Source organism: Microbacterium sp. LjRoot45, assembly GCF_964253325.1.
Taxonomy (GTDB): domain Bacteria; phylum Actinomycetota; class Actinomycetes; order Actinomycetales; family Microbacteriaceae; genus Microbacterium.
Map to the genome: position 1 here is coordinate 1,286,254 of NZ_CAXUQM020000001.1, position 22,593 is coordinate 1,308,846.

The following is a 22,593-nucleotide window of genomic DNA, read 5'->3' on the forward strand; positions in this document are numbered from 1 at the left end:
GGTGCGGCGCCGTCTCGTGCCGCACCAGCCGGTATACTCGACCCTTGTGCGCCTCCCGTGGGCGCCACGAAAGGCTCTTCGACTGTGGACATCATCGCGCTCGTGCTGCAGGTGCTGCTGGGAATCACCAGCCTCCTGCTGACGCTCCTGATCCTCCTGCACAAGGGCCGCGGCGGTGGCCTCTCCGACATGTTCGGCGGTGGCATGAGCTCCGCGCTCGGTTCGTCGGGCCTCGCGGAGCGCAACCTCAACCGGTTCACGATCGTGCTCGCCCTCGTATGGTTCGTCGCGATCGTCTCCCTCGGCCTCATCACGAAGTTCCAGGGTCTCTGATGGCTACCGGAGGAAATGCGATCCGCGGCACCCGTGTCGGTGCGGGACCGATGGGCGAGCAGGACCACGGGCATCACGCTGACCGTGTGGCGGTGTCCTATTGGGACGCTCTCGGCAACGAGACCGTCCGCTACTTCGCGGCGGGCATCGCCGAGGAGGAGATCCCCGAGGTCATCGACTCTCCCCACTCCGGGCTTCCGGCCGGGCGCGACAAGGCGAACCCGCCGGCCGTCGCGAAGACCGAGCCTTACAAGACGCACCTCGCCTATGTGAAGGAGCGTCGCACCGAGGAAGAGGCGGAAGCCCTCCTGGGAGACGCGCTGCAGCAGCTGCGCGAGCGTCGCGGTCAAGACTGACGGCCGCCGCCGAACGGTCCGGACGGTTTCGTCGCGACGACACCGTCGTCACCGATGAGGCGAACCGGGACTGCCCACTCTCTCCGGCGGACGGTACGGATCGCTGCGTGACGCGAGTCGTGCCGCTCAGAACTCGGGATCGATGAGCTCCGGCGGAACGTGCTGTGCTGCCGCTTCGTCGACGAACAGCATCGTGCGCTTCTGACCCTTAGCCCCTGCCGCCGGCACACTGTCGTAGCTCGCACCCGCGAGGGCGAGGCCCAACGCCGCCGCCTTGTCGACGCCCGAGAGGACCATCCACACGCAGCGGGACGAGTTGATCACGGGCCGTGTCAGGGTGATGCGATCCGCGGGCGGCTTGGGGGAGTCCCGCACCGCGACCACTGAGCGGTCGGTCACCTGGATCTCCGCACGATCGGGGAACAGCGAGGCGATGTGGCCGTCGGGCCCGACGCCCAGGAAGCAGACCCAGAACGTCGGCCATGCCTGCTCATCGGTGCCGAAGCGAGCGAGCTCGTCGGCGTAGGCCTGCGCGGCGGCATCCAGATCGAGGCCGTCCTCCGTCGACGCCATGGCGTGCACGTTCTCCGGGGGCACGGCGATGTGGTCGAGCAGCGCCTGACGCGCGGCACGCTCGTTCCGTTCTTCGTCGTCGCGCGGGACGAACCGCTCGTCACCCCACCAGAAGTGCACCCGTGTCCAGTCGACGTCTTCGCGCCGAGGGTCAGCACCGGCGGCACGCAGCACGTCGGTGCCGATGTGACCGCCGGTCAGCGCAACGTGGCTCGTCTTCCCGGCCGCGCCCCGACGCACCAAGCGGTCGAGGAAGCGACGTGCAACGGCGGCGGCCAGAGTGCCGGCATCCGCACTGATGACTACTCGCTTCTCGGTCGAGAACACTGCCATCGTGACTCCTTCGTCGTCTACGCGGTCGGAACGGGGGACTCCCCGGACGACGACTCGGGCGGTCCGAGAAGCTCCCAGCCCTCGGTGATCACTCGACCATACAGGAGGTCGGGATCGAGTCTGCGCAGCTCCTCGGCGAGGCACTCCCGAAGGGTTCGGCGCGGAAGGACGATGTCGTGGGACGGCTGACCCGGCTGCGTCAGCGTGGCGTCGGTGTCGTTGCTGCGCTCGAGGAGGATGTCTCCGGAGGCGCGGGTCAGCCGCACACGTTGGATGCCGTGCGGCCACTCCTCCCGGGGCGCGTAGCGCCAGTCGACGGGCACGTCGAGCTTGAGGCGGAGCCAGGCGGCGAGCAGTCCCGTCGAGGGGGAGCTGCCGCTGCCGACGACCTCGACGGCGGTGACGGGTTCGTACGGGGGCTGGTCCAGCACGGCGGCGAGCTGCTCGCGCCAGTGCGTGAGACGCGTCCACGCCAGGTCGGTGTCGCCGGGGGCGTGGTGAGGGCCGAGCAGCGACAGACGGTCCTTCGAGTAGGGCTTCGTCGCGGCATCCGTGATGCGCCGTTGCGCCATGCGGCCGATGGGCGAGGAGGCGGGCTCAGCCGGCGGGTTATCGGGCCACCAAGCCACGACGGGCGCGTCGGGGAGCAGGAGACCCGTGACGAGGCTCTCGTCGTTGCTGGCGGCGTCGCCCGAGGCGCGGAGGACGACGACCTCGCTGGCGCCGGCGTCGCCGCCCACGCGGATCTGTGCGTCGAGCTTCGAAGGGCCTTCTGGCTGCGTCATGAGCACGATGACCCTCATCGGGTGCTCGCGCGACGCGTCGTTGGCCGCTTCGATCGCCTCCTCCTCCAGTCCGTGCGTGGTGACGATCACGAGGGTGAGGACACGGCCGAGCGCGACGGCGCCGCCCTCCTCGCGCACGTTCACGAGCGAGCGGGCGATCTTCGACACAGTGGTGTCGGGCAGGTCGACGATCACGGGCGCCTCCAGACGCGGCCATCGCGGGCCAAGAGTTCATCGGCTGACGAGGGGCCCCAGGAGCCGGGGGAGTACTGTTCGAGCGGCTCGTCGAGGTTCGCCCAGTACTGCTCGATGGGGTCGAGGATGCGCCAGGACAGCTCGACCTCCTCATGACGCGGGAACAGGGGCGGGTCTCCGAGCAGCACGTCGAGGATCAGTCGCTCGTAGGCCTCGGGGCTCGACTCCGTGAACGCGTGGCCGTAGCCGAAGTCCATCGTGACGTCGCGCACTTCCGTCGCCGCGCCCGGCACCTTCGATCCGAATCGGATCGTCACGCCCTCGTCGGGCTGCACGCGGATGACGAGCGCATTCTGGCCGAGCTCGGTGGTCTGATTCCGCAGGAACAGATGCTGAGGCGCGCGCTTGAAGACCACGGCGATCTCGGTGACGCGTCGTCCGAGGCGCTTGCCGGTGCGGAGGTAGAAGGGAACCCCGGCCCACCGGCGCGTCGCGATCTCGAGCTTCACCGCGGCGTAGGTCTCGGTCGTCGACGACGGGTTCATGCCGTCCTCGTCGAGGAAGCCGGTGACTTGCTCGCCGCCCTGCCAACCGCCCGCATACTGTCCGCGGGCCGTCGCCGTCGAGAGGTCGTCTGGCACGCGGACGGCCGCGAGAACCTTCTCCTTCTCCGCGCGGAGGTGCGTCGCGTCGAGCGAGATCGGCTCCTCCATCGCGGTGAGCGCCAGAAGCTGCAGCAGGTGGTTCTGGATGACGTCGCGGGCGGCACCGATGCCGTCGTAGTACCCGGCGCGGCCGCCGACCCCGATGTCTTCGGCCATCGTGATCTGCACGTGGTCGACGTAGTTCGCGTTCCAGATCGGCTCGTACAGCTCGTTCGCGAAGCGCAGCGCGAGGATGTTCTGCACCGTCTCCTTGCCGAGATAGTGGTCGATGCGGAAGATCGAGTCGGCGGGGAAGGCGACCTCGAGCGCAGCGTTCAGCTCCCGTGCGGTCTGGAGGTCGCTGCCGAACGGCTTCTCGATGACGACGCGGCGCCAGCTGTCCTCATCTGCCGTGTCGTCGACGAGGCCGGAGTCCTTGAGCTGCCGCGCGACGATCGGGAAGTCCTTGGGCGGGATCGACAGATAGAAGGCGTGGTTTCCCATCGTGCCGCGCTCGGTGTCGAGCCGCTCCACCGTCTCGCGCAGCCGTCGGAACGCATCGGCGTCGCCGAACTCGCCCGAGACGAAGCGGATGCCCTGCAGAAGCTGCTTCCATGTCTCCTCGCGGAACGGGGTGCGCGCGTGCTGCCGCACGGCGTCGTAGACCACCTGCGCGAAGTCCTGGTCCTCCCAGTCGCGGCGCGCGAACCCGACGAGGGCGAAGCCCGGCGGGAGAAGCCCACGGTTGGCGAGGTCGTACACGGCAGGCATGAGCTTCTTGCGCGACAGGTCTCCCGTCACACCGAAGATGACCAGGGCGCTCGGTCCGGCGATGCGGTTCAGGCGGCGGTCATCGGGGTCGCGCAGCGGATTGTGGCCGCGCGAGATCTCGACAGTCATCGGATGGGTGCTTCCTACTGGGCTGCTTCGAACAGCGCGAGGACCTCGACCTGCGGGTCGGTCAAGGTCAGGGTGACGACGGGGCGGCCGTGCGCGGCCAGGACCTGCGCGTCGCCGGCGGCCTGGGCGCGGATGAGCTCCCCAAAGGTGAACGGACGACCCGGGATCTCGAGGTCGACGTCGGTGGACTCGAGAATCTGGACGAAGACCCCCTGGGCCGGTCCGCCCTTGTGATACTGGCCCGTCGAGTGGAGGAACCGCGGTCCCCAGCCGAAGGTCGTCGGGCGTCCGCTGTCGGCGGCGATGAGTTCTCGCAAGCCGGACAGCTGCGGGAGCGTACCCCGGTCGACGTAGGCCTGTACGGCGACGTAGCCGTCGGCGGGAACGCGCGCCCAGAGGGCATCGAACACGCCCTCGAGCGTGCCGGACGCCGCCAGCGCGGGGTCGGTCACGCGCACCTCGACGCCGTCCTGCGTGAAGACGGGGGCGCCCGCATCGGGGCGGGCGTCGAGGAGGCCGCGGGTGGCCACCTTCGCCGACTCGACGTCGGGCTGATCGAACGGGTTGATGCCCAGCAGGCGTCCGGCGATGGCCGTCGCGTACTCCCACACGATGAACTGTGCGCCGAGCGAGCCGCTGATGAGGATCTCGTCGGGGTTCTGTTCGAGAAGACGGAAGTGCTCCGCGTCGTCGACGATGCGAAGCACCTGGACGTCGTCGGGGGTCTGCTCGACCTCGGGCGAGACGGGGAGGAGGACGACGGGCAGGATGCCGGTGCCTTCCTTCCCGGTGGACTCTGCGACGAGCTGCTCGATCCAGTCCGGGAGGCCGACGATGTGGGTGCCGTCGCTCGCGAGCGCGAGCTTGTCGCGGCGGACGCCCGTGGCATCCGTGCCCGCGATCGCCGCCGCGAGCACGAGCGCCGGGTTGCGGGGGTCGTCGATGGCGACCTCCAGCAGCGTGGCTTCCGCTTCGTCGAGGAGTTCGGCGATGTCGACGCCTGCGAGGCCGGCGGGGACCAGCCCGAAGGCCGTGAGGGCCGAGTATCGGCCGCCCACCGAGGCGTCGGCGGTGAACACGCGATAGCCGGCCTGACGCGCCGAGGCCTCGAGGGGCGAGCCGGGGTCGGTCACGACGACGATGCGCTCCGCGGGGTCGATCCCCAGGTCGCGCCACGCCGCCTCGAACGCGCGGCGTGCCGAGTCGGTCTCGATGGTGGAACCCGACTTGGAGGACACGACCAGCGCGGTCTGGGCGAGACCGCCCGTCGCCGTGTCGCCGTCGATCGCGGCGAGCACCTGGCCGGGCGAGGTCGAGTCGAGGATGACCAGCGGAACGCCGGCGGTCTGGGCGATGACCTCCGGCGCGAGAGAGGACCCTCCCATGCCGGCGAGAACGATGCGGCTCACACCGCGCGAGTGCAGCTCCGCGCGGAGCGCCTCGATCTCGCCGACGAGCGGCCGCGAGACGGAGACCGCTTGCACCCAGCCGAGGCGCCGCGACGCCTCGTCCGCAGCCGCGGGACCCCACAGGTCGGCGTCGCCGGCCGTGATTCCGCTGGCCACGAGGTCATCGACGAGACCGGGCAGGGTCTGTTCGACCACCCGCGCGACGCGCCCCGAGACGTGGATCTCGAAGCTCAACGCGAGCCCTCCGGCGTCGCCGAGAGTGCGGCGGAGACGGTGGTCTGGAGGTCGTGCCAGGAGACGATGAACTTCTCGACGCCCTCGTCTTCGAGCACCTGGGTGACGTCGGCGAAGTCGACACCGACCGCCGCGAGGCGATCGAAGACGTCGTGGGCTCCGGCGTAGGCGCCGGTGATGGTGTCGCCGCTGACCACGCCGTGGTCGAACGTCGCCTCGAGGGTCTTCTCGGGCATGGTGTTGACCGTGCCGGGGGCGACGAGCTCGGTGACGTAGAGCGTGTCGGGCAGGGCCGGGTCCTTGACACCCGTCGAGGCCCACAGCGGCCGCTGGACGTTAGCGCCGCGGGCGAGAAGGTCGGTCGCGCGCGCATCGGCGAACGCCTTCTCGAACAGCTCGTACGCAAGGCGGGCGTTGGCGACCCCGGCGAGGCTCTTCAGCGCGAGGGCGTCGTCGGAGCCGATCGCGACGAGACGCTTGTCCACTTCGGTGTCGACGCGAGACACGAAGAAGGAGGCCACCGAGTGGATGCCGGACAGGTCGATCCCGGCGGCGTCGGCGCGCTCGAGCCCCGCGAGGTAGGCGTCGATGACCTCGGCGTAGCGCTCCAGCGAGAAGATCAGCGTCACGTTGACGGAGATGCCGGCGGCGATGACCTCGGTGATCGCGGGAAGGCCCGCCTTCGTCGCGGGGATCTTGATGAGCGCGTTCTCGCGGGCGACCGTCTCCCACAGCTTCTTCGCCTCGGTGACCGTCGCCTCGGTGTCGTGAGCGAGGTCGGGGGAGACCTCGATCGACACGCGACCGTCGACGCCGTTCGTCGCGTCGTACACGGGACGGAAGATGTCGGCGGCGTTGCGCACGTCGTCGGTCGTCAGGGCGAAGATCGCGGCATCCGCGTCGGCGCCCTGCGCGGCCAGCGCCTCGAGGGCCGACTGGTACGAGTCGTCCTCCTTGTTGCCGATCGCCGCCTGGAAGATCGACGGGTTGGTCGTCACACCCGAGACCGTGCGGCTCTCGATCAGCTCGGCGAGGTTGCCGGAGGTGATGCGCGAGCGCGACAGGTCGTCGAGCCAGATGCTGACGCCGGCGTCGGACAGCTGCTGCGTGGGCGTGGTCATGCGTTCTCCTTGACAGTTGCGCGAGCCGCTTCGACGACCGCTTCGGCGGTGACGCCGAACTTCTCGAACAGGGTCTTGTAGTCGGCGGATGCGCCGAAGTGATCGATGCCGACCGAGCGACCGCGGTCGCCGACGATGCTGCGCCACAGGGGCGTCGCGCCGGCTTCGACGGAGACGCGAGCGGTGACCGCTGCGGGGAGCACCGACTCGCGGTATGCGTCGTCCTGCTCCGCGAACCACTCCAGCGACGGGGCCGAGACGACGCGCGCGTCGATGCCATCGGCGGCAAGGGTCTCGCGGGCGGAGACGGCCAGCTGGACCTCGGAGCCCGTCGCGATGAGGATCACGTCGGGAGTGCCGCCGGCGGCATCCACGAGCACGTAGGCGCCCTTCGCGACGCCGTCGACCGTGGCGAAGCCGTCTTCACCGCGGGGGAACACGGGGATGTTCTGGCGCGTGAGGGCGATACCCACCGGGCCGCCGCTCGTGCGGCGCACGATCTCCAGCCAGGCCGCAGAGGTCTCGTTCGCATCGGCGGGCCGGACGACCGTGAAGTTCGGGATCAGCCGCAGCGTGGCGAGCTGCTCGATCGGCTGGTGCGTCGGGCCGTCCTCGCCGAGGGCGACGGAGTCGTGCGTCCAGACGAAGATCGACGGGATGTCCATGAGTGCGGCCAGCCGCACGGCAGGGCGCATGTAGTCGCTGAAGATCAGGAACGTGCCGCCGAATGGGCGGGTGGGCCCGTGGAGCTTGATGCCGTTGACGATGGCGCCCATGGCGTGCTCGCGGATGCCGAAGTGCAGCACGCGCCCGTAGGGGTCTCCTGACCACTCGTGCGTCGACCACTCGGCGGGGATGAAGCTCTTGGCGTCTTTGATCGTCGTGAGGTTCGACTCGGCGAGGTCGGCCGACCCGCCCCACAGCTCGGGGAGCTGCGCGGCGAGCGCGTTGATGACCTGACCGGATGCCGCGCGCGTCGACACCTCCTTGCCCGACTCGAAGACGGGGGCCGACAGGTCGGCGGGGAGCTCGGCGGCTTCGAGCCGGTCGAGCAGCGCCTTGCGCTCGGGGTTCGCCGCGGCCCACGCGTCGAATGACGTCTGCCAGGCCGCACGCGCGTCGGCGGCACGCTCCGCGAGGGCGCGCGTGTGGGCGATGACGTCGTCGGCGACCGCGAAGGTCTGCTCCGGGTCGAAGCCGAGGACCTTCTTCGTGGCGGCCAGTTCGTCGGCGCCGAGCGCGGACCCGTGGATCTTGCCCGTGTTCTGCTTGCCGGGCGAGGGCCATCCGATGATCGTCTTCAGGATGATGAGGGAGGGCTTGTCGGTGACGCCCTGAGCGGCCTCGATGGCCGAGTGGAGTTCGGCGACGTCCTCGACGTACTCGCCCGAGCGCTTCCAGTCGACCGTCTGCACGTGCCAGCCGTAGGCCTCGTAGCGCTTCTGCACGTCCTCCGTGAACGCGACGTTGGTGTCGTCCTCGATCGAGATCTGGTTGGAGTCGTAGATGGCGATCAGGTTGCCGAGCTGCTGGTGACCGGCGAGCGATCCGGCCTCGCTCGTGACACCCTCCTGAAGGTCGCCGTCGCCGGCGATGACGTAGACGAAGTGGTCGAACGGGCTCTCGCCCGCGGGCGCCTCGGGATCGAACAGTCCGCGCTCGTAGCGAGCGGCGTAGGCGAAGCCCACCGCCGAAGCCAGGCCCTGACCGAGCGGACCCGTCGTGATCTCCACACCCTTGGTGTGGCCGTATTCGGGGTGACCCGGGGTGAGCGAGCCCCACGTGCGGAGCGCCTTGAGGTCATCGAGCTCGAGCCCGAAGCCGCCCAGGTAGAGCTGCACGTACTGCGTGAGTGAGGAGTGACCGGCCGACAGGATGAAGCGGTCGCGCCCCAGCCAGTCGACGTCCGTCGGATCGTGGCGCAGCACTCGCTGGTAGAGGAGGTAGGCCGCCGGTGCCAGGCTCATCGCGGTGCCGGGGTGGCCGTTGCCGACCTTCTCCACGGCATCCGCGGCCAGCACACGAGCGGTGTCCACCGCGCGCCGATCGATCTCGTCCCACAGCAGCTCTGACACACTTCGCCTTTCGTCGTGGCACGTGCGCGACCCATCGGAGCCTCAGAAGGGGGAGTGCGGCGTCGCGCGCGCAGGTGTGTTCAGCATATCGCTGTGGCATGCGTCCACGGCCATGTGTCGCGTTCCGTGACACGGTTTCCGAACCGGGTCCACGCCCGGAATAGCCGGGAAAATGGATGCCATAGACTGAACCGACCGGAACAAAACGGCGGGGGCGATGGACATCACGACGACGAGCGGGCGCACGACGCCGAAGCCCTCCCTCGGCCGCACCGTCCGGGCATACGTTCAGTTGACGAAGCCGCGCGTGCTGGAGCTGCTGCTCGTGACGACCGTGCCGGTCATGATCCTCGCGCAGAACGGTCTGCCCGACCTGTGGCTCGTGTTCGCGACCGTCGTCGGCGGGTCGCTCAGCGCGGGTTCGGCCGCCGCGTTCAACATGTATCTCGACCGCGACATCGACGCGCACATGCACCGCACGGAGAACCGGCCGCTGGTGACGGGCGAGGTCTCGCCGCGGGGAGCGCTCGTCTTCGCGTGGACGCTGGCCGTGGCATCCACCGTCTGGCTGCTGATCACGACCAACTGGCTCGCCGCCTCGCTCAGCGTCGCCGCGATCTTCTTCTACGTCGTCATCTACACGATGCTTCTGAAGCGTCGTACGGAGCAGAACATCGTGTGGGGCGGCATCGCGGGATGCTTCCCCGTGCTGATCGGATGGTCGGCCGTCACCGCGTCGCTGACGTGGACGCCGTTCATCCTCTTCCTGCTGGTCTTCCTGTGGACCCCGCCGCACTACTGGCCGCTGTCGATGAAGTACAAGGGCGACTACGCCGACGTCGACGTGCCGATGCTGGGTGCGACCCGCGGCGGCACGCAGGTCGGGCTGCAGGTCATCCTCTACGCGTGGGCGACCGTCGCGTCTTCTCTCCTGCTCATCCCCGTGGGGGGCATGGGCGTCGTGTACACCGTGTCGGCCCTGGTGTTCGGCGGCTGGTTCATCTACGAGTCCCACGTGCTCTACAACCGGGCGGTGCGCGGCGAGCAGACCAAGCCCATGCGCGTGTTCCACGCATCGATCACGTATCTGACGCTGCTCTTCGTCGCCATCGCCGTCGACCCGCTGCTGCCGTTCTGATCTCGCGTTCCGACGCGGCGATCGCGGGAGTGGGCGCTTCGCCGGACCGGCGGGGGCGGTGCGGCCCGGCGAAGCGCGGATCCTCCAGGCGGACTCAGCGTGCCGCGGGCGCGGCCTCGCGGTCGGCGTCAGAGTTCTCCGCCGTGGCCTCTGTGGTCTCGTTGGCCTCGTACCCGAGCTGGGCGTCGTAGCCGTACTCGTCGGCGGAGTGCTCGTCGTCGAATGCCGGCGGCTCGACGACCTCGGCCGCCTGCGCAGGCACGAAGGAGCGCAGCGCGGCGACGGTCAGCGCCAGGGTGAGGCCGACGACACCCGCGCCGATCAGGATCGCGCCGAGGATAGCCCAGATCTGACCGACATACACGTCGTTGCTCGTGGCGGTGCCGTCGGTGAGGCGGGCGTCCATACCGCCGAGCTTCTCGACGAGCAGGTACGCGCCGGTCAGACCGGATGCCAGGGAGAAGGCGACGAGCGCCCAGAACGGGATGCTGTGGGTCAGACGGGGACGAGTGGACATGGATGGGTGCTCCTCGGGTGTCGCAACCGTGCCCCGCAGGAAAGCGGAGCGCCGGTGCCGCGGGTTCGCGGCCTCCGACACTGTGCGGGACCGACCCGTGCGGGGCCGATGCGACGCCTATGAGACCGCTGTGTACGCGCTCTTCGGGGTGACGACCGACTCGTCGCTCGCCTTCAGGTTCATGACGACCGCCGTCATCGCGGCCACGAGGCACACCGCGAGCACCATGTGGATGTTGACGAGCACGATCGGAAGACCCGTCCGCGCCTGCCAGAGGCCGACCCCGATCTGCACCAACTCGACGAGCAGCAGCAGTCCCGTCCACCGGGGCAGGCGCAGCTCTCCCGGCATCCGGAACGACAGCGCGAAGATCGTGAGGGTCAGCGCGAGGGTGACATAGGCCGGCCAACTGTGGACGTGCTGCCAGAAGACGGGATCGAGACCGTTGCGCGCGGCGGCGTCGTCGCCGGCGTGGGGGCCTGCCCCCGTGAGCAGGATGCCGACGACCACCGTGACCAGGACGGCGGCGCTCGTCGCGTGGACGAGAGCGGCGTACGCCGGAGTCACGCGACGCACGCGCGGCCCGGGGGCGGCGTGGACGCGGTGCACGTAGACCGTGGAGACGGCGACGAGCGCGGCGGAGATGAGGTAGTGCAGGCCGACGATGCTCGGGTGCAGGTGCATCCACACCGTGATCCCGCCGATCACCGCTTGGAGGATGATGCCGAGTCCGACGGCGAGTGTCAGGGCGACGAGGTCGCGGCGGGGCGCGGCCAGGCGCACGACGGAGAGGAACGCGAGGAGCGCGACCACGACGAGGACGCCCGTGAGCGTGCGGTTGCCGAACTCGATGAGCCCGTGGATGCCGAGCTCGCGTGTAGGCACCAGCGAGTCCGCTGTGCAGTAGGGCCACGTCTCGCACCCCATGCCCGACCCGGTGAGGCGCACGAGCCCGCCGGTTCCGACGATCAGCACGTTGCTCGCCAGCACGAGCCACGCCAGCACGCGCGTGGCGCGGCCGATGCGTCCGGGGAGACGGAAGCGGCTCCGGAGTCGTTCCTCGCCCGCGGGGCGCTGGTCGATCTCCACGCCGCTGGTCGCACCCGACATGCGCGTCGCCTCCTGTGATGGTGCCCGGAAGGGCGTGAGGCCACGCCACGGGGTCGGGCGTTGCCTGTAGACTCGAAGGGTTGGAACAGTCGCGCGATGCGCGTGCTGTCCCCCTAAGTCTAGGCGCGTCGTCAGCGCCGGTTCCGCCCGGTCCGTCCGGGAGGAGCGACAACACGAACGGCCCTGAAAGCGGCATCCCTCTCCACGTCCACGACCCTCCAGCGTGAGAACGACGGGGTCGGGGGAATGCCGGAGCGGATGACACCGTTGCGGCCGAAGAGGAGGAAAACCATGTCGGATGTGCTGATCGACCGTCCGGAACTCGAGGGCCTCGGTGTCTACGAGTTCGGCTGGCACGATGCGGACGCCGCGGGTGCCAGCGCGAAGCGCGGCCTGAGCGAGGCTGTCGTCCGCGACATCTCCGCGCTGAAGTCGGAGCCCGAGTGGATGCTGAAGACGCGACTCAAGGGCCACCAGCTCTTCGGTCGCAAGCCCATGCCGACGTGGGGCGCCGACCTCTCCGACATCGACTTCGACAACATCAAGTACTTCGTGCGCTCGACGGAGAAGCAGGCGCAGTCGTGGGAAGACCTTCCCGAGGACATCAAGAACACGTACGAGCGCCTCGGCATCCCCGAAGCGGAGCGCGCCCGCCTCGTCGCCGGCGTGGCCGCGCAGTACGAGTCCGAGGTCGTCTACCACCAGATCCAGGAGGAGCTGGAGGAGCAGGGTGTCATCTTCATGGACACCGACACGGCGCTCAAGGAGCACCCCGAGTTCTTCGAGGAGTACTTCGGCAGTGTCATTCCCGCCGGAGACAACAAGTTCGCGGCGCTGAACACCGCGGTCTGGTCGGGAGGCTCCTTCGTCTACGTGCCGCCCGGCGTGCACGTCGAGATCCCGCTGCAGGCCTACTTCCGCATCAACACCGAGAACATGGGCCAGTTCGAGCGGACGCTCATCATCGCCGACGAGGGCTCCTACGTGCACTACATCGAAGGCTGCACGGCCCCGATCTACAAGAGCGACTCGCTGCATTCGGCGGTCGTGGAGATCATCGTCAAGAAGAACGCCCGCGTGCGCTACACGACGATCCAGAACTGGTCGAACAACGTCTACAACCTCGTGACCAAGCGTGCCGTCGCTCACGAGGGCGCCACCATGGAGTGGGTCGACGGGAACATCGGCTCCAAGGTCACGATGAAGTACCCGTCCATCTACCTCATGGGCGAGCACGCCAAGGGCGAGACGCTCTCCGTCGCGTTCGCGGGCCCGGGCCAGCACCAGGACGCCGGCGCCAAGATGATCCACATGGCGCCCTATACGCAGTCCTCGATCGTCTCGAAGTCGATCGCGCGAGGCGGCGGCCGGGCAGGCTACCGCGGTGAAGTGCGGGTGGATGCCAACGCGCACCACTCCGCCAACACCGTCCGCTGCGACGCGCTCCTCGTCGACACCATCTCCCGCTCCGACACCTACCCGGCGATCGACATCCGCGTCGACGACGTGCAGCTCGGCCACGAGGCGACCGTCTCGAAGGTGAGCGAGGAGCAGCTGTTCTACCTCATGAGCCGGGGGATGCCGGAGGACGAGGCCATGGCCATGATCGTCCGCGGCTTCATCGAGCCGATCGCGCGGGAGCTCCCGATGGAGTACGCGCTCGAGCTCAACAAGCTCATCGAGATGGGCATGGAAGGATCCGTCGGCTGATGGCGACCGCTACTCAGGCCCCTGCCGCGGCAGAGGGCCACATCGACCCTGCGGCGGCGTTCGTCCCCGTGCAGACCCGCTCGGAGCGGCCCACCTCGTTCGATCCCGCCGATTTCGGCACCCCGACGGGGCGCGAGGTGAACTGGAAGCACACGCCGATCTCGCTCGCCCAGCCCCTTCTCCAGAACGAGGCCGGTCCTCACGGGATCATCTCCGTGGAGGTGACCGCACCCGAGGGCGTCGAGCAACTCCGACTCGGTCCCGACCAGGCACCGCGCGGAGAGGTGTTCCGTCCCGAAGACCTCGCCAGCGCCATCGCCTGGACGCAGGAGACCGACGCGCCGCTCATCCGCATCCCCGCCGGGGTCGAGCTCGCGGAGCCCGTCATCGTGCGGCTCACGGGCAGCGGCGGTCTCGCCCACGCCCACGTCGTGATCGAGGCCCAGCCGGCATCCCGCGCCACCGTCGTCCTCCGCCACGAAGGCACCGCGCACCAGGCCCAGAACGTCGAGATCATCGTCCGCGACGGTGCCGCCCTCACGGTCATCAGCGTGCAGCGGTGGGACGACGACGCGGTGCACCTGGCATCCCACCAGGCGCGCGTCGACCGCGACGCGTCTCTCACGCATATCGTCGTGACCCTCGGTGGTCGCCTCGTCCGCGTGAACCCTTCGGTGGAACTCGCGGGCGCGGGCGCCGACGGCAAGCTGTACGGGCTGTCGTTCGCCGACGCGGGGCAGCACTTCGAGAGCCAGGTCTACCTCCACCACAAGGGTCCGCACACCGTCGGAGACGTGCTCTACAAGGGTGCCCTGCAGGGCGCCGACGCGCGCAGCGTCTGGATCGGCGACGTGCTCATCGGGCCGGATGCCGTCGGCACCGACTCCTACGAAGCCAACCGCAACCTCGTGCTCACCGACGGCGCCCGCGCCGACTCGATCCCCAACCTGGAGATCCAGACCGGCGACATCCAGGGGGCCGGGCACGCCAGCGCGACCGGTCGATTCGACGACGAGCAGCTGTTCTACCTGCAGGCTCGCGGCATCGCCGAGACCGAGGCGCGGCGTCTGGTCGTGCTCGGGTTCCTCTCCGAGATCGTGCAGAAGACCGGCATCCCCGCCCTCGAAGAGGAGCTCATCGCCGCGATCGAGGCCGAGCTCGCCGCGGGAGTGCAGGCATGACCGCGCAGAAGGTGCTGAAGCTCAGCGAACTGGAGCAGGACGCCGCCGTGCGCGTCGAGATCGATGGCGTGCCGATGGCCGTCGTGCTCGACGGCAATGGTGAGGTGCACGCGATCGGCGACACCTGTACCCACGGCGACATCTCCCTGGCCGACGGTTTCGTCGAGGGGGAGACGTTGGAGTGCTGGGCCCACGGTTCCGCCTTCTCGCTGCGCACCGGCCGCCCCCTCAACCTTCCGGCCTACGAGCCGGTGCCCGTCTATGCGGTGACCATCGATGGCGACGACGTCCTCATCGACCCGACCGTCACCAAAGAAGTGAACTGAAGAAGGTACTGACATGGCTGTTCTCGAGATCCGCGACCTCCACGTGACGGTCGAGACCGACGCCGGCACGACCCCGATCCTCAACGGCGTGACCCTGACGGTTCGCACCGGGGAGACCCACGCCATCATGGGCCCGAACGGCTCGGGCAAGTCCACCCTGGCGTACACGATCGCCGGGCACCCCAAGTACACGGTGACCTCCGGTTCGATCACCCTCGACGGCGAAGACGTGCTGGAGATGTCCGTCGACGAGCGGGCGCGAGCGGGGCTCTTCCTCGCGATGCAGTATCCGGTAGAGATCCCCGGCGTCACCGTCACAAACTTCCTGCGCACCGCGAAGACGGCCATCGACGGCGAGGCTCCCGCCATCCGCACGTGGACGAAGGACGTCAAGGGGGCGATGAAGAACCTCCGCATGGATCCCAAGTTCGCGAGCCGCAACGTCAACGAAGGTTTCTCGGGCGGCGAGAAGAAGCGTCACGAGATTCTGCAGCTGGAACTCCTGCGCCCCGCGATCGCCGTTCTCGACGAGACCGACTCCGGGCTCGACGTCGACGCCCTGAAGATCGTCTCCGAGGGCGTCAACCGCGCCAAGGGCGAGACCGACCTCGGCGTGCTCCTCATCACGCACTACACGCGCATCCTCCGCTACATCAAGCCCGACTTCGTGCACGTCATGGTCAAGGGCCGGATCGCCGAGGAGGGCGGGCCGGAGCTGGCCGATCGCCTCGAGGACGAGGGCTACGACCGGTACCTCGACGAGGGTTCGTCCGAGCCCGCGGATGCCGTCGAGGCCTAGGATCGACGCATGACCGCCACGCTCAGCCCCGACAAGCACGACGAGGTCACAGAGGCGCTCAAGGACGTCATGGACCCGGAACTCGGGATCAACGTCGTCGACCTGGGCCTCATCTACGACCTCAGCTGGGATGACGAGAACGACGCTCTCGTCATCCACATGACGCTGACGTCGGCGGGCTGCCCTCTCACGGACGTGCTCGAAGAGCAGACCGCGCAGGCGCTCGACAACGTCGTAGACCGCTTCCGGATCAACTGGGTCTGGATGCCGCCGTGGGGTCCCGAGCGGATCACCGATGACGGACGCGACATGATGCGGGCACTCGGCTTCGCCATCTGATCCGGGAGACTCCGCGACTTCGTCGTGCGCCCCCGGCGGCCAAAGTGACGGACGGTGTCACGGAGGAGGGGCCGGAGTCGGCGGCCGGGGATAGGGTCGAGAGGTGACGGTACCGCCCCTCGACACCCTCGTCCCCGAGACTCCACCGCTGGAGGCGCTGCCCCTGGACGCGCTTCGCCGCCGCTCGAGCACCAAGTGGCAGTCGTATCCCGACGACGTGATCCCCATGTTCGTCGCCGAGACCGATTTCGCGCTCGCCGAACCGATCACGGCTGTCCTCCACGCGGCCATCGACGCCGGCGACACGGGGTACACCCCGCCCGATCCCGGCCTCCGCGCGACCTTCGCCGCCTACGCTGCCCGACACTGGGGCTGGACGGTCGACCCCGCACGGGTACGTTCCACCGGCGACGTCATGATGGGCGTCGTCGAGCTCCTCCGGGCGACGATCCAGCCGGGCGACCGCGTCATCATCGCGCCCCCCGTCTACCCGCCCTTCTCGATGTGCATCCCCGAAGCCGGTGGTGTCGTCGAGGAGGTGCCGCTCATCGACGACGGAGCGGGCTGGTCGCTCGACCTCGCCGGCATCGACGCCGCCCTCGCCGGCGGAGCCCGCGCCGTGCTCCTGTGCAACCCGCACAACCCGACCGGCACCGTGCACTCCCGGGCATCGCTCGCCGCCCTCGCCGACCTCGCCCATCGCCACGGTGCGGTCGTCATCAGCGACGAGATCCATGCGCCGCTCGTTCATGACGGTCCGTTCACGCCGTTCCTCGCCGCGTCCGACACCGCGGCAGAGGTGGGGTACGCCGTGACGAGCGCCTCGAAGGCCTACAACCTCGCGGGCCTGAAGTGCGCGCTGATGATCACGGCGGCCGACGGCCCCAGCGCGGTTCTCCGCGGACTCTGGCCGGAGGTGGAATGGCGGACCGGCCTGTTCGGGGCGCTGGCCGGCGTCGCCGCTTTCGACGAGGCCTCCGACGCATGGCTCGCCGGGCTCAAGACGACCCTTGACCGCAACCGTCGCCTGCTGGCCGAGCTGCTCGCCGAGCACCTCCCGCTCGCGCGCTACCGTGTGCCCGACGCGGGTTACCTCGCATGGATCGATGTCTCGGCGTACGGCTGGGGCGACGACCCGGCGCGGCGGATCCTGACGGATGCCAAGGTCGCGCTCCACCACGGCCCGCTCTTCGGCGCACAGGGCATCGGCCACGTACGGCTCAACTTCGGATGCTCGCCCGACCTGCTCCGCACGGCGATCGCGCGCATCGGAGCCCTTGCCGCCGCATCGTGACCACGACCGAACGGATCTGGCATCCGCAGTACGTCTGGGTGACCGCGGGTGCGGTGGCGATGATCTTCCTCGCCGCCACGCAGGCGCTCGCCGTCACGACCGTGATGCCGGTGGTGAGCGCCGACCTGGATGGGGCGGCGCTGTACGCCGTGGCCTTCGCCGGAACGCTGGCCACGAGCGTCATCGGCATGGTCGCCGTCGGGGCGTGGTGCGATCGGACCGATCCCGTGCTCCCGCTGGCATCCGCCGTGGGGCTCTTCGTGGTGGGTCTGCTGATCGCGGGTGCCGCCGGCGACATGACCACGCTCGTCGTCGGGCGCCTGGTGCAGGGGCTCGGGACCGGGGGCCAGACCGTCGCGCTCTACGTCGTCGTCGCTCGCGTCTACCCGACGGCGCTGCACGGGCGCGTCTTCGCCGCGTTCTCCGCGGCGTGGGTCGTGCCTTCGATCGTCGGCCCCGTGCTCGCGGGCGCGGTCGCGGACTACCTGCACTGGCGGTGGGTGTTCCTCGGGGTGGCCGTACTCACCGCGATCGCCTTCATCGTCGTCTTCCTGCGTCTGCGCGGACTGCCGCTTCGCACGAGCGAGCCCTCGGATGCCCCGGTGCTCCGCAGACTGTCGTGGGCGATCGTCGTCGCGGTGGGGGCCCTCGGCCTGAGTCTGGCGGGTGAGGCCGGTGCCTGGTCGCTGCCGGTGATCGCGCTGTCACTGGCAGCGATCGGCTGGGGTGCGCGCCCGCTCCTTCCCACGTCGACCCTGCGTGCGAGGCGCGGCCTTCCGAGCGTCATCCTCATGAGGGGTCTGATCGCGGGAGCCCTCTTCGGGGCCGAGATCTACGTGCCGTACCTCCTCATCGAGGAGTACGGCTTCTCCTCGACCTGGGCGGGGCTCGGACTCACGACCGCCGCGCTCCTGTGGGCGCTCGGAGCAGACCTCCAGGGACGGTTCGGCGATCGGCTCGGGAACACACGCATCACCCTGCTCGGCACCGTCCAGCTCCTCGCCGCGACGCTCGCAGCCGCGGCGACGGCAGCGTTCGCCCTGCACCCCGCGGTGCTGATCGTGGGGTGGGCACTCGCCGGAGGTGGCATGGGGTTGATGTATCCCCGGTTGACGGTGCTCACCCTCGCCTACTCCACGCCGCAGAACCAGGGGTTCAACTCGTCGGCGCTATCGATCTCCGACTCGATCGGCGCGTCTGCATCGATCGCCGCGATGGGGCTCGTGTTCGTGATGCTGCAGGCCACCGTCGCGAGCTTCGTCGCGGTGTTCCTGTTGGCCGCGGCGCTGGCGCTGCTCGCACTGGTGCCGGGCCTGCGCCTCGGTCACGCACACCAGGCTCCCGCGCGCTGACGTCAGTTCTCGGAGCGTCCCAGTCGCCAGTAGCCCATGAAGGCCACCGCGCGCCGGTCGACCCCTCGCTCGGTCACGAGATGCCGTCGCAGCGTCTTGATCGCTCCGGCCTCTCCGGCGAGCCACGAGTAGAGCGGTGCGCTCTTCAGCGCGGCACCGCCTTTCGCCGTGCGGGGGACTTCCCACAGGATGTCGGTATCGACGTCGATCTCCTCGACATCGGCACCACGACCACCGGGCACGAGCCGCTCCGCGCACTCCGCAACGGCGGTGAGCAGATGGGTGTGGCGTGTGGCATCGCCTTCCCGCGCCGACACGTGGTACTCGAACCCGTCATGTCGCGGCAGGTACTCGGCGTCGGCAGGGTGCGGCAACTCGACGACGACGACGCCGCGCGCCTCGGGCGGAAGCTGCTCGAGGATGACGGCGATCGCGGGCGCGGCGGTCTCGTCGCCCGCGAGGAGGATGTTCTCGCTGCGCGCGGGCGGGACGAAGTCGATGCCGTAGCTGACGCCGGTGTGAGACCTGGTCGGAGCGAGGATCAGCACCTCGTCGCCGACGGATGCCTCGGAGATCCAGGCCGACGCAGGGCCCACCACGTCGTGGGCGACCATGTCGATGTCGACCTCGCCGGCGTCGTTGCGCACGGCTCGGGTCGTGTACGTGCGCATGACCGGACGTCGCTCGTCAGGCAGTTCGCGCCAGCGGTCGTACCAGTCGTCGCCCGTGGGCATGTCGTCGAGGGACGCCGTGGGGGTGGGGAACAGGATCTTGACGCGCTGATCGAACCCTGGGTCGCCGTAGTCGGCGAGGTCGGCGGAACCGAAGGTGAACCGCCGGAAGCTGGGCGTCACGTCGGAGATCGCACGCACGGGGGCGCGGAAGAAGCGGAGAGTGTCAGTCATGGGGTCCGTCCGGGAGGGGGGTCAGGCGGTGTCGGTGGAGGCGGCCGGCACGTGATGGCGACCGATGGGAAGAACGAGCGGGCGACCGGTGAGTGGGTCGGGGATGATCTGGCTCACGAGTCCGAAGACCGCATCGACCGTCTCGGTCGTGAGAACGCTCGTGGGGTCTCCGGCGGCGTAGAGGCGTCCGTCGGCCATGGCCACGAGGTGATCCGCATAGCGTGCGGCGAGATTGAGGTCGTGGAGGACCATGACGACCGTCGTTCCCCGAGTGCGATTGAGGTCGGTGAGGAGGTCGAGCACGTCGATCTGGTGGCTCACGTCGAGGAATGTCGTCGGTTCGTCGAGGAGGAGCACATCGGTCTCCTGTGCCAGTGCCATGGCGATCCACACCCGCTGCCGCTGTCCGCCGGAGAGCTCGTCGACGGAGCGGTCTGCCAGCGCCGTCGTGTCGGTCGTGTCGAGAGCGCGGGCGACCGCTTCGTCGTCGGCGCGCGTCCAGCGCGCGAAGGGGCCGTGGTGGGGCGTGCGCCCGCGGCTCACGAGGTCGGAGACGGTGATGCCCTCGGGCGCGATCGGCGACTGGGGGAGGAGCCCGAGGTCGCGGGCCACCTGCTTCGTCGGCAGGCGATGGATGTCTTTGCCGTCGAGCAGCACCTGACCGGCTCGAGGTGTGAGCAGTCGCGCCATCGCCTTCAGCAGGGTCGATTTGCCGCATGCGTTGGCGCCGACGATGGCGGTCACGCGACCCGCGGGGATCTCCAGGTCGAGGCCGTCGACGATCGTGCGGTCGCCGTAGCTCAGCTGCACACCGTTGGCGAGGAGAGAACGGTCAGCGGTCATAGGGAACCCCCCGAGCGAGTGCTGCGGATCAGCAGGAAGATGAGATACGGGGCTCCGAGCACGCCGGTGACGACGCCGACCGGGAGGCGCGTGCCGAGCCCGTACTGTGCGACGAGGTCGGCGGCGAGGACGAGAGCCGAGCCGAACAGTGCCGCGGGCAGCACGGGTGAGCCGTTGGGGCCGAGCAGCCGCGCGGCGATCGGACCCGCGAGGAACGCGACGAACGAGATGGGCCCCGCTGCGGCCGTGGCGAAGGCGAGCAGGCCGACGGCGGCGACGATGAGGAGCACCCGTCGACGCTCCACCGGCACGCCGAGCGCAGATGCCGTCTCGTCGCCCAGCCGCAGCAGTTCGAGGTCGCGGGCGAGCAGGAGCACCACCGGCACGAGCACCGCCATGGCGAGGGCGAGCGGCACGGCCTGATCCCAGGAGCTCCCGTTCAGATTGCCCGTGATCCAGCGCATGGCCGCCTGCAGGTCCCACTCCGCCGCCCGGGAGATGACGTACGAGACGACGCTGTTGAAGATGGCCGCGACGCCGATGCCGATGAGGATGAATCGGGCGCTCGCGCCGCCGTCCTTGAAGGCGAGCAGATAGATCGTGAGCGCCGTCGCCAGTGCCGCGACGGTGGCGAGGAACGAGACAGCTGTTTCGTCGAGGGAAAGGACGACGATCCCGACGACGGCGGCGGCGCTCGCCCCGGAGTTCACGCCGATGATGTCGGGGCTGGCCAGCGGATTGCGCAGCATCGTCTGGAAGACGACACCGCCCATGCCGAAGCAGAAACCCGTCAACAGGGCGACGGTGGCGCGGGGGAGTCGGAGCTCGCCGACCGTGAAAGATGCGCCCGGAACGGTCTGACCCGTGAGGACCCCCCAGACCTCGGCAGGCCCGTAGAAGGTCTGGCCGACCATGAGCGAGGCGGCGAAGAGGATGAGGACCGCCGCGAGCAGCCCGCCCGTGACGACGCGGCGTCGGCGTGCGCGTCGGGCTCGCGCTTTCGCCACGATGCGCAGTGTCGAGGGGGCGGAGGGAACCCGCTCCGTGGATGCCGGGGAGCTCACAGGGCACGCATCCTCTGGCGGCGGACGATCGCGATGAAGAACGGCGCACCGATGAGGGCCGTCACGATTCCGACCTCGACTTCCTCGGGTCGCGCGATGACGCGGCCGACGACATCGGCGACGGTGAGGAGGATCGCCCCGGTGAGGGCGGTCACCGGTAGGAGCCAGCGGTGGTCCGGCCCGACGAGAAGGCGGCAGATGTGGGGGACGATGAGTCCCACGAACCCGATGGGGCCGGCGACGGCGGTCGCGGCGCCGCAGAGGATCACCGCACCGAGCGCGGAGACCAGGCGGGCGGTGCGCACGCGTTCTCCGAGGCCGGCCGCGAGCTCGTCGCCGAGTGCGAGCGAGTTGAGCGACGTGGCGCTGATGATGCACAGCACGGCGCCGACGGCGAGGAAGGGGATGACGAGCGCGATCTTGTCCGGTGTCGCGCCACCCACGCCGCCGATCTGCCAGAAGCGGAAAACGCTCATGACGTCGATGCGGGGCAGCAGGATCGCGCTGATGAGCGACGTGAACGCGACGGCGGTGGCGGCGCCCGCGAGCGCGAGCTTCAGCGGACTCGGACCGCCGCGACCGAGCGAGCCGATCGCGTAGACGAAGACGGCGGATACCGCCGCGCCGATGAGGGCGAGCCAGATGTACCCGAACGCGCTCGTGATCCCGAAGAAGGCGATGCCGATGACCACCGCGAGCGATGCCCCTCCGTTGATGCCGAGGATCTGGGGATCGGCGAGGGGGTTGCGCGTGACGCCCTGCATGATCGCGCCCGCGAGAGCCAGCGCCGCGCCGACGAGCATCGCGAGCACGGTGCGCGGCACCCGCTTCGCGACGGCCGCCGCTGAGGCCGTGTCGAGGTCGCCCGCGAGGCCGGCCAGGATGTCGCCGACAGCCACCGATCGGGTTCCGAAGGTGACCGACAGGATGCCGGCCGCTACGAGCAATGCGACCAGGACGAGCAGCCACACGACCCGCCGCCGCCTCGACCCGCGCCCGAGAGCGGGGGTCGAGGCGGCGGGAGCGGTGAGGGTGTCGACGCTCACGGCACCGGGAC

General features: G+C 69.5%; 22 protein-coding genes. 10 read left to right on the forward strand and 12 right to left on the reverse strand.

Annotated elements, in window-relative coordinates; translation table 11 throughout:
* Positions 1 to 84 precede the first annotated feature (84 nt).
* Together secG and ACSQ18_RS06055 are read left to right on the forward strand one after the other, a co-directional pair.
* On the forward strand, positions 85 to 333 hold the full coding sequence (gene secG, locus ACSQ18_RS06050; RefSeq protein ID WP_144807697.1) for a preprotein translocase subunit SecG: 249 nt from the start codon (positions 85 to 87) through the stop codon (positions 331 to 333).
* Positions 333 to 689, forward strand: coding sequence for an RNA polymerase-binding protein RbpA (locus tag ACSQ18_RS06055; protein WP_144807698.1), 357 nt, complete (start codon positions 333 to 335; stop codon positions 687 to 689). The genes secG and ACSQ18_RS06055 overlap by 1 nt, the downstream gene beginning before the upstream one ends.
* A 126-nt stretch (positions 690 to 815) precedes the next feature.
* On the opposite strand, the gene pgl is transcribed toward ACSQ18_RS06055, so the two are convergent.
* Genes pgl through tkt form a run of 6 tightly spaced genes read right to left on the reverse strand, consistent with a single transcriptional unit; the run spans position 816 to position 8,958 of the window.
* Complete coding sequence (gene pgl / locus ACSQ18_RS06060) at positions 816 to 1,595, reverse strand: 6-phosphogluconolactonase (protein ID WP_436036236.1); 780 nt, start codon at positions 1,593 to 1,595, stop codon at positions 816 to 818.
* A 17-nt stretch (positions 1,596 to 1,612) separates the two neighbouring features.
* Entirely contained in the window at positions 1,613 to 2,575 is a 963-nt protein-coding gene (locus tag ACSQ18_RS06065) for a glucose-6-phosphate dehydrogenase assembly protein OpcA (protein WP_436036237.1), read from the reverse strand.
* The gene (zwf, locus tag ACSQ18_RS06070; protein ID WP_436036239.1) at positions 2,572 to 4,119 is read right to left on the reverse strand and encodes a glucose-6-phosphate dehydrogenase; all 1,548 of its coding nucleotides are present in this window, start codon (positions 4,117 to 4,119) and stop codon (positions 2,572 to 2,574) included. Before zwf ends, ACSQ18_RS06065 begins: the two co-directional genes overlap by 4 nt.
* Before the next feature lie 14 nt (positions 4,120 to 4,133).
* Entirely contained in the window at positions 4,134 to 5,762 is a 1,629-nt protein-coding gene (locus ACSQ18_RS06075) for a glucose-6-phosphate isomerase (protein WP_436036240.1), read from the reverse strand.
* Entirely contained in the window at positions 5,759 to 6,883 is a 1,125-nt protein-coding gene (gene tal, locus ACSQ18_RS06080; protein ID WP_436036241.1) for a transaldolase, read from the reverse strand. Before tal ends, ACSQ18_RS06075 begins: the two co-directional genes overlap by 4 nt.
* Complete coding sequence (gene tkt, locus ACSQ18_RS06085; RefSeq protein WP_436036243.1) at positions 6,880 to 8,958, reverse strand: transketolase; 2,079 nt, start codon at positions 8,956 to 8,958, stop codon at positions 6,880 to 6,882. Before tkt ends, tal begins: the two co-directional genes overlap by 4 nt.
* Before the next feature lie 217 nt (positions 8,959 to 9,175).
* Here tkt and ACSQ18_RS06090 point away from each other — a divergent pair, with 217 nt between their 5' ends.
* Positions 9,176 to 10,096, forward strand: coding sequence for a heme o synthase (locus ACSQ18_RS06090; RefSeq protein ID WP_436036245.1), 921 nt, complete (start codon positions 9,176 to 9,178; stop codon positions 10,094 to 10,096).
* Between the two features lie 94 nt (positions 10,097 to 10,190).
* Here ACSQ18_RS06090 and ACSQ18_RS06095 read toward each other — a convergent pair whose 3' ends face one another.
* Positions 10,191 to 10,613, reverse strand: coding sequence for a dinucleotide-utilizing enzyme (locus ACSQ18_RS06095; protein WP_436036246.1), 423 nt, complete (start codon positions 10,611 to 10,613; stop codon positions 10,191 to 10,193).
* Between the two features lie 117 nt (positions 10,614 to 10,730).
* Positions 10,731 to 11,723: a COX15/CtaA family protein gene (locus ACSQ18_RS06100; protein ID WP_436036247.1), complete on the reverse strand. Its 993-nt coding sequence runs from the start codon at positions 11,721 to 11,723 to the stop codon at positions 10,731 to 10,733.
* A 291-nt stretch (positions 11,724 to 12,014) separates the two neighbouring features.
* On the opposite strand from ACSQ18_RS06100, the gene sufB reads away from it, so the two are divergent.
* The 7 genes from sufB to ACSQ18_RS06135 all read left to right on the forward strand — a co-directional run bounded on the left by sufB (position 12,015) and on the right by ACSQ18_RS06135 (position 18,724).
* A complete protein-coding gene (gene sufB, locus ACSQ18_RS06105; RefSeq protein WP_144807708.1) occupies positions 12,015 to 13,433 on the forward strand; it encodes a Fe-S cluster assembly protein SufB in 1,419 nt (472 codons plus the stop codon).
* Positions 13,433 to 14,614, forward strand: a complete 1,182-nt coding sequence (sufD, locus tag ACSQ18_RS06110; RefSeq protein WP_436036248.1) for a Fe-S cluster assembly protein SufD — start codon at positions 13,433 to 13,435, stop codon at positions 14,612 to 14,614. The genes sufB and sufD overlap by 1 nt, the downstream gene beginning before the upstream one ends.
* Positions 14,611 to 14,940: a non-heme iron oxygenase ferredoxin subunit gene (locus tag ACSQ18_RS06115; protein WP_436036249.1), complete on the forward strand. Its 330-nt coding sequence runs from the start codon at positions 14,611 to 14,613 to the stop codon at positions 14,938 to 14,940. The genes sufD and ACSQ18_RS06115 overlap by 4 nt, the downstream gene beginning before the upstream one ends.
* A gap of 13 nt (positions 14,941 to 14,953) precedes the next feature.
* Entirely contained in the window at positions 14,954 to 15,739 is a 786-nt protein-coding gene (sufC, locus tag ACSQ18_RS06120) for a Fe-S cluster assembly ATPase SufC (protein WP_436036250.1), read from the forward strand.
* Between the two features lie 9 nt (positions 15,740 to 15,748).
* Entirely contained in the window at positions 15,749 to 16,078 is a 330-nt protein-coding gene (locus ACSQ18_RS06125; RefSeq protein WP_144807712.1) for a metal-sulfur cluster assembly factor, read from the forward strand.
* A gap of 103 nt (positions 16,079 to 16,181) precedes the next feature.
* A complete protein-coding gene (locus ACSQ18_RS06130) occupies positions 16,182 to 17,372 on the forward strand; it encodes a MalY/PatB family protein (RefSeq protein ID WP_436036252.1) in 1,191 nt (396 codons plus the stop codon).
* Positions 17,369 to 18,724: an MFS transporter gene (locus ACSQ18_RS06135; protein ID WP_436036253.1), complete on the forward strand. Its 1,356-nt coding sequence runs from the start codon at positions 17,369 to 17,371 to the stop codon at positions 18,722 to 18,724. The genes ACSQ18_RS06130 and ACSQ18_RS06135 overlap by 4 nt, the downstream gene beginning before the upstream one ends.
* 2 nt (positions 18,725 to 18,726) lie before the next feature.
* Here the strand turns inward: ACSQ18_RS06135 and ACSQ18_RS06140 are convergent, their stop codons facing one another.
* From ACSQ18_RS06140 to ACSQ18_RS06155, 4 genes are read right to left on the reverse strand one after another with little or no spacing between them, the layout of a single operon-like run.
* Positions 18,727 to 19,629: a siderophore-interacting protein gene (locus ACSQ18_RS06140; RefSeq protein ID WP_436036254.1), complete on the reverse strand. Its 903-nt coding sequence runs from the start codon at positions 19,627 to 19,629 to the stop codon at positions 18,727 to 18,729.
* 21 nt (positions 19,630 to 19,650) lie between these two features.
* Positions 19,651 to 20,472, reverse strand: a complete 822-nt coding sequence (locus ACSQ18_RS06145; RefSeq protein WP_436036255.1) for an ABC transporter ATP-binding protein — start codon at positions 20,470 to 20,472, stop codon at positions 19,651 to 19,653.
* Positions 20,469 to 21,488: a FecCD family ABC transporter permease gene (locus ACSQ18_RS06150; protein ID WP_436038391.1), complete on the reverse strand. Its 1,020-nt coding sequence runs from the start codon at positions 21,486 to 21,488 to the stop codon at positions 20,469 to 20,471. The genes ACSQ18_RS06145 and ACSQ18_RS06150 overlap by 4 nt, the downstream gene beginning before the upstream one ends.
* Before the next feature lie 44 nt (positions 21,489 to 21,532).
* On the reverse strand, positions 21,533 to 22,582 hold the full coding sequence (locus ACSQ18_RS06155) for a FecCD family ABC transporter permease (protein ID WP_436036256.1): 1,050 nt from the start codon (positions 22,580 to 22,582) through the stop codon (positions 21,533 to 21,535).
* Between the last annotated feature and the right edge of the window lie 11 nt (positions 22,583 to 22,593).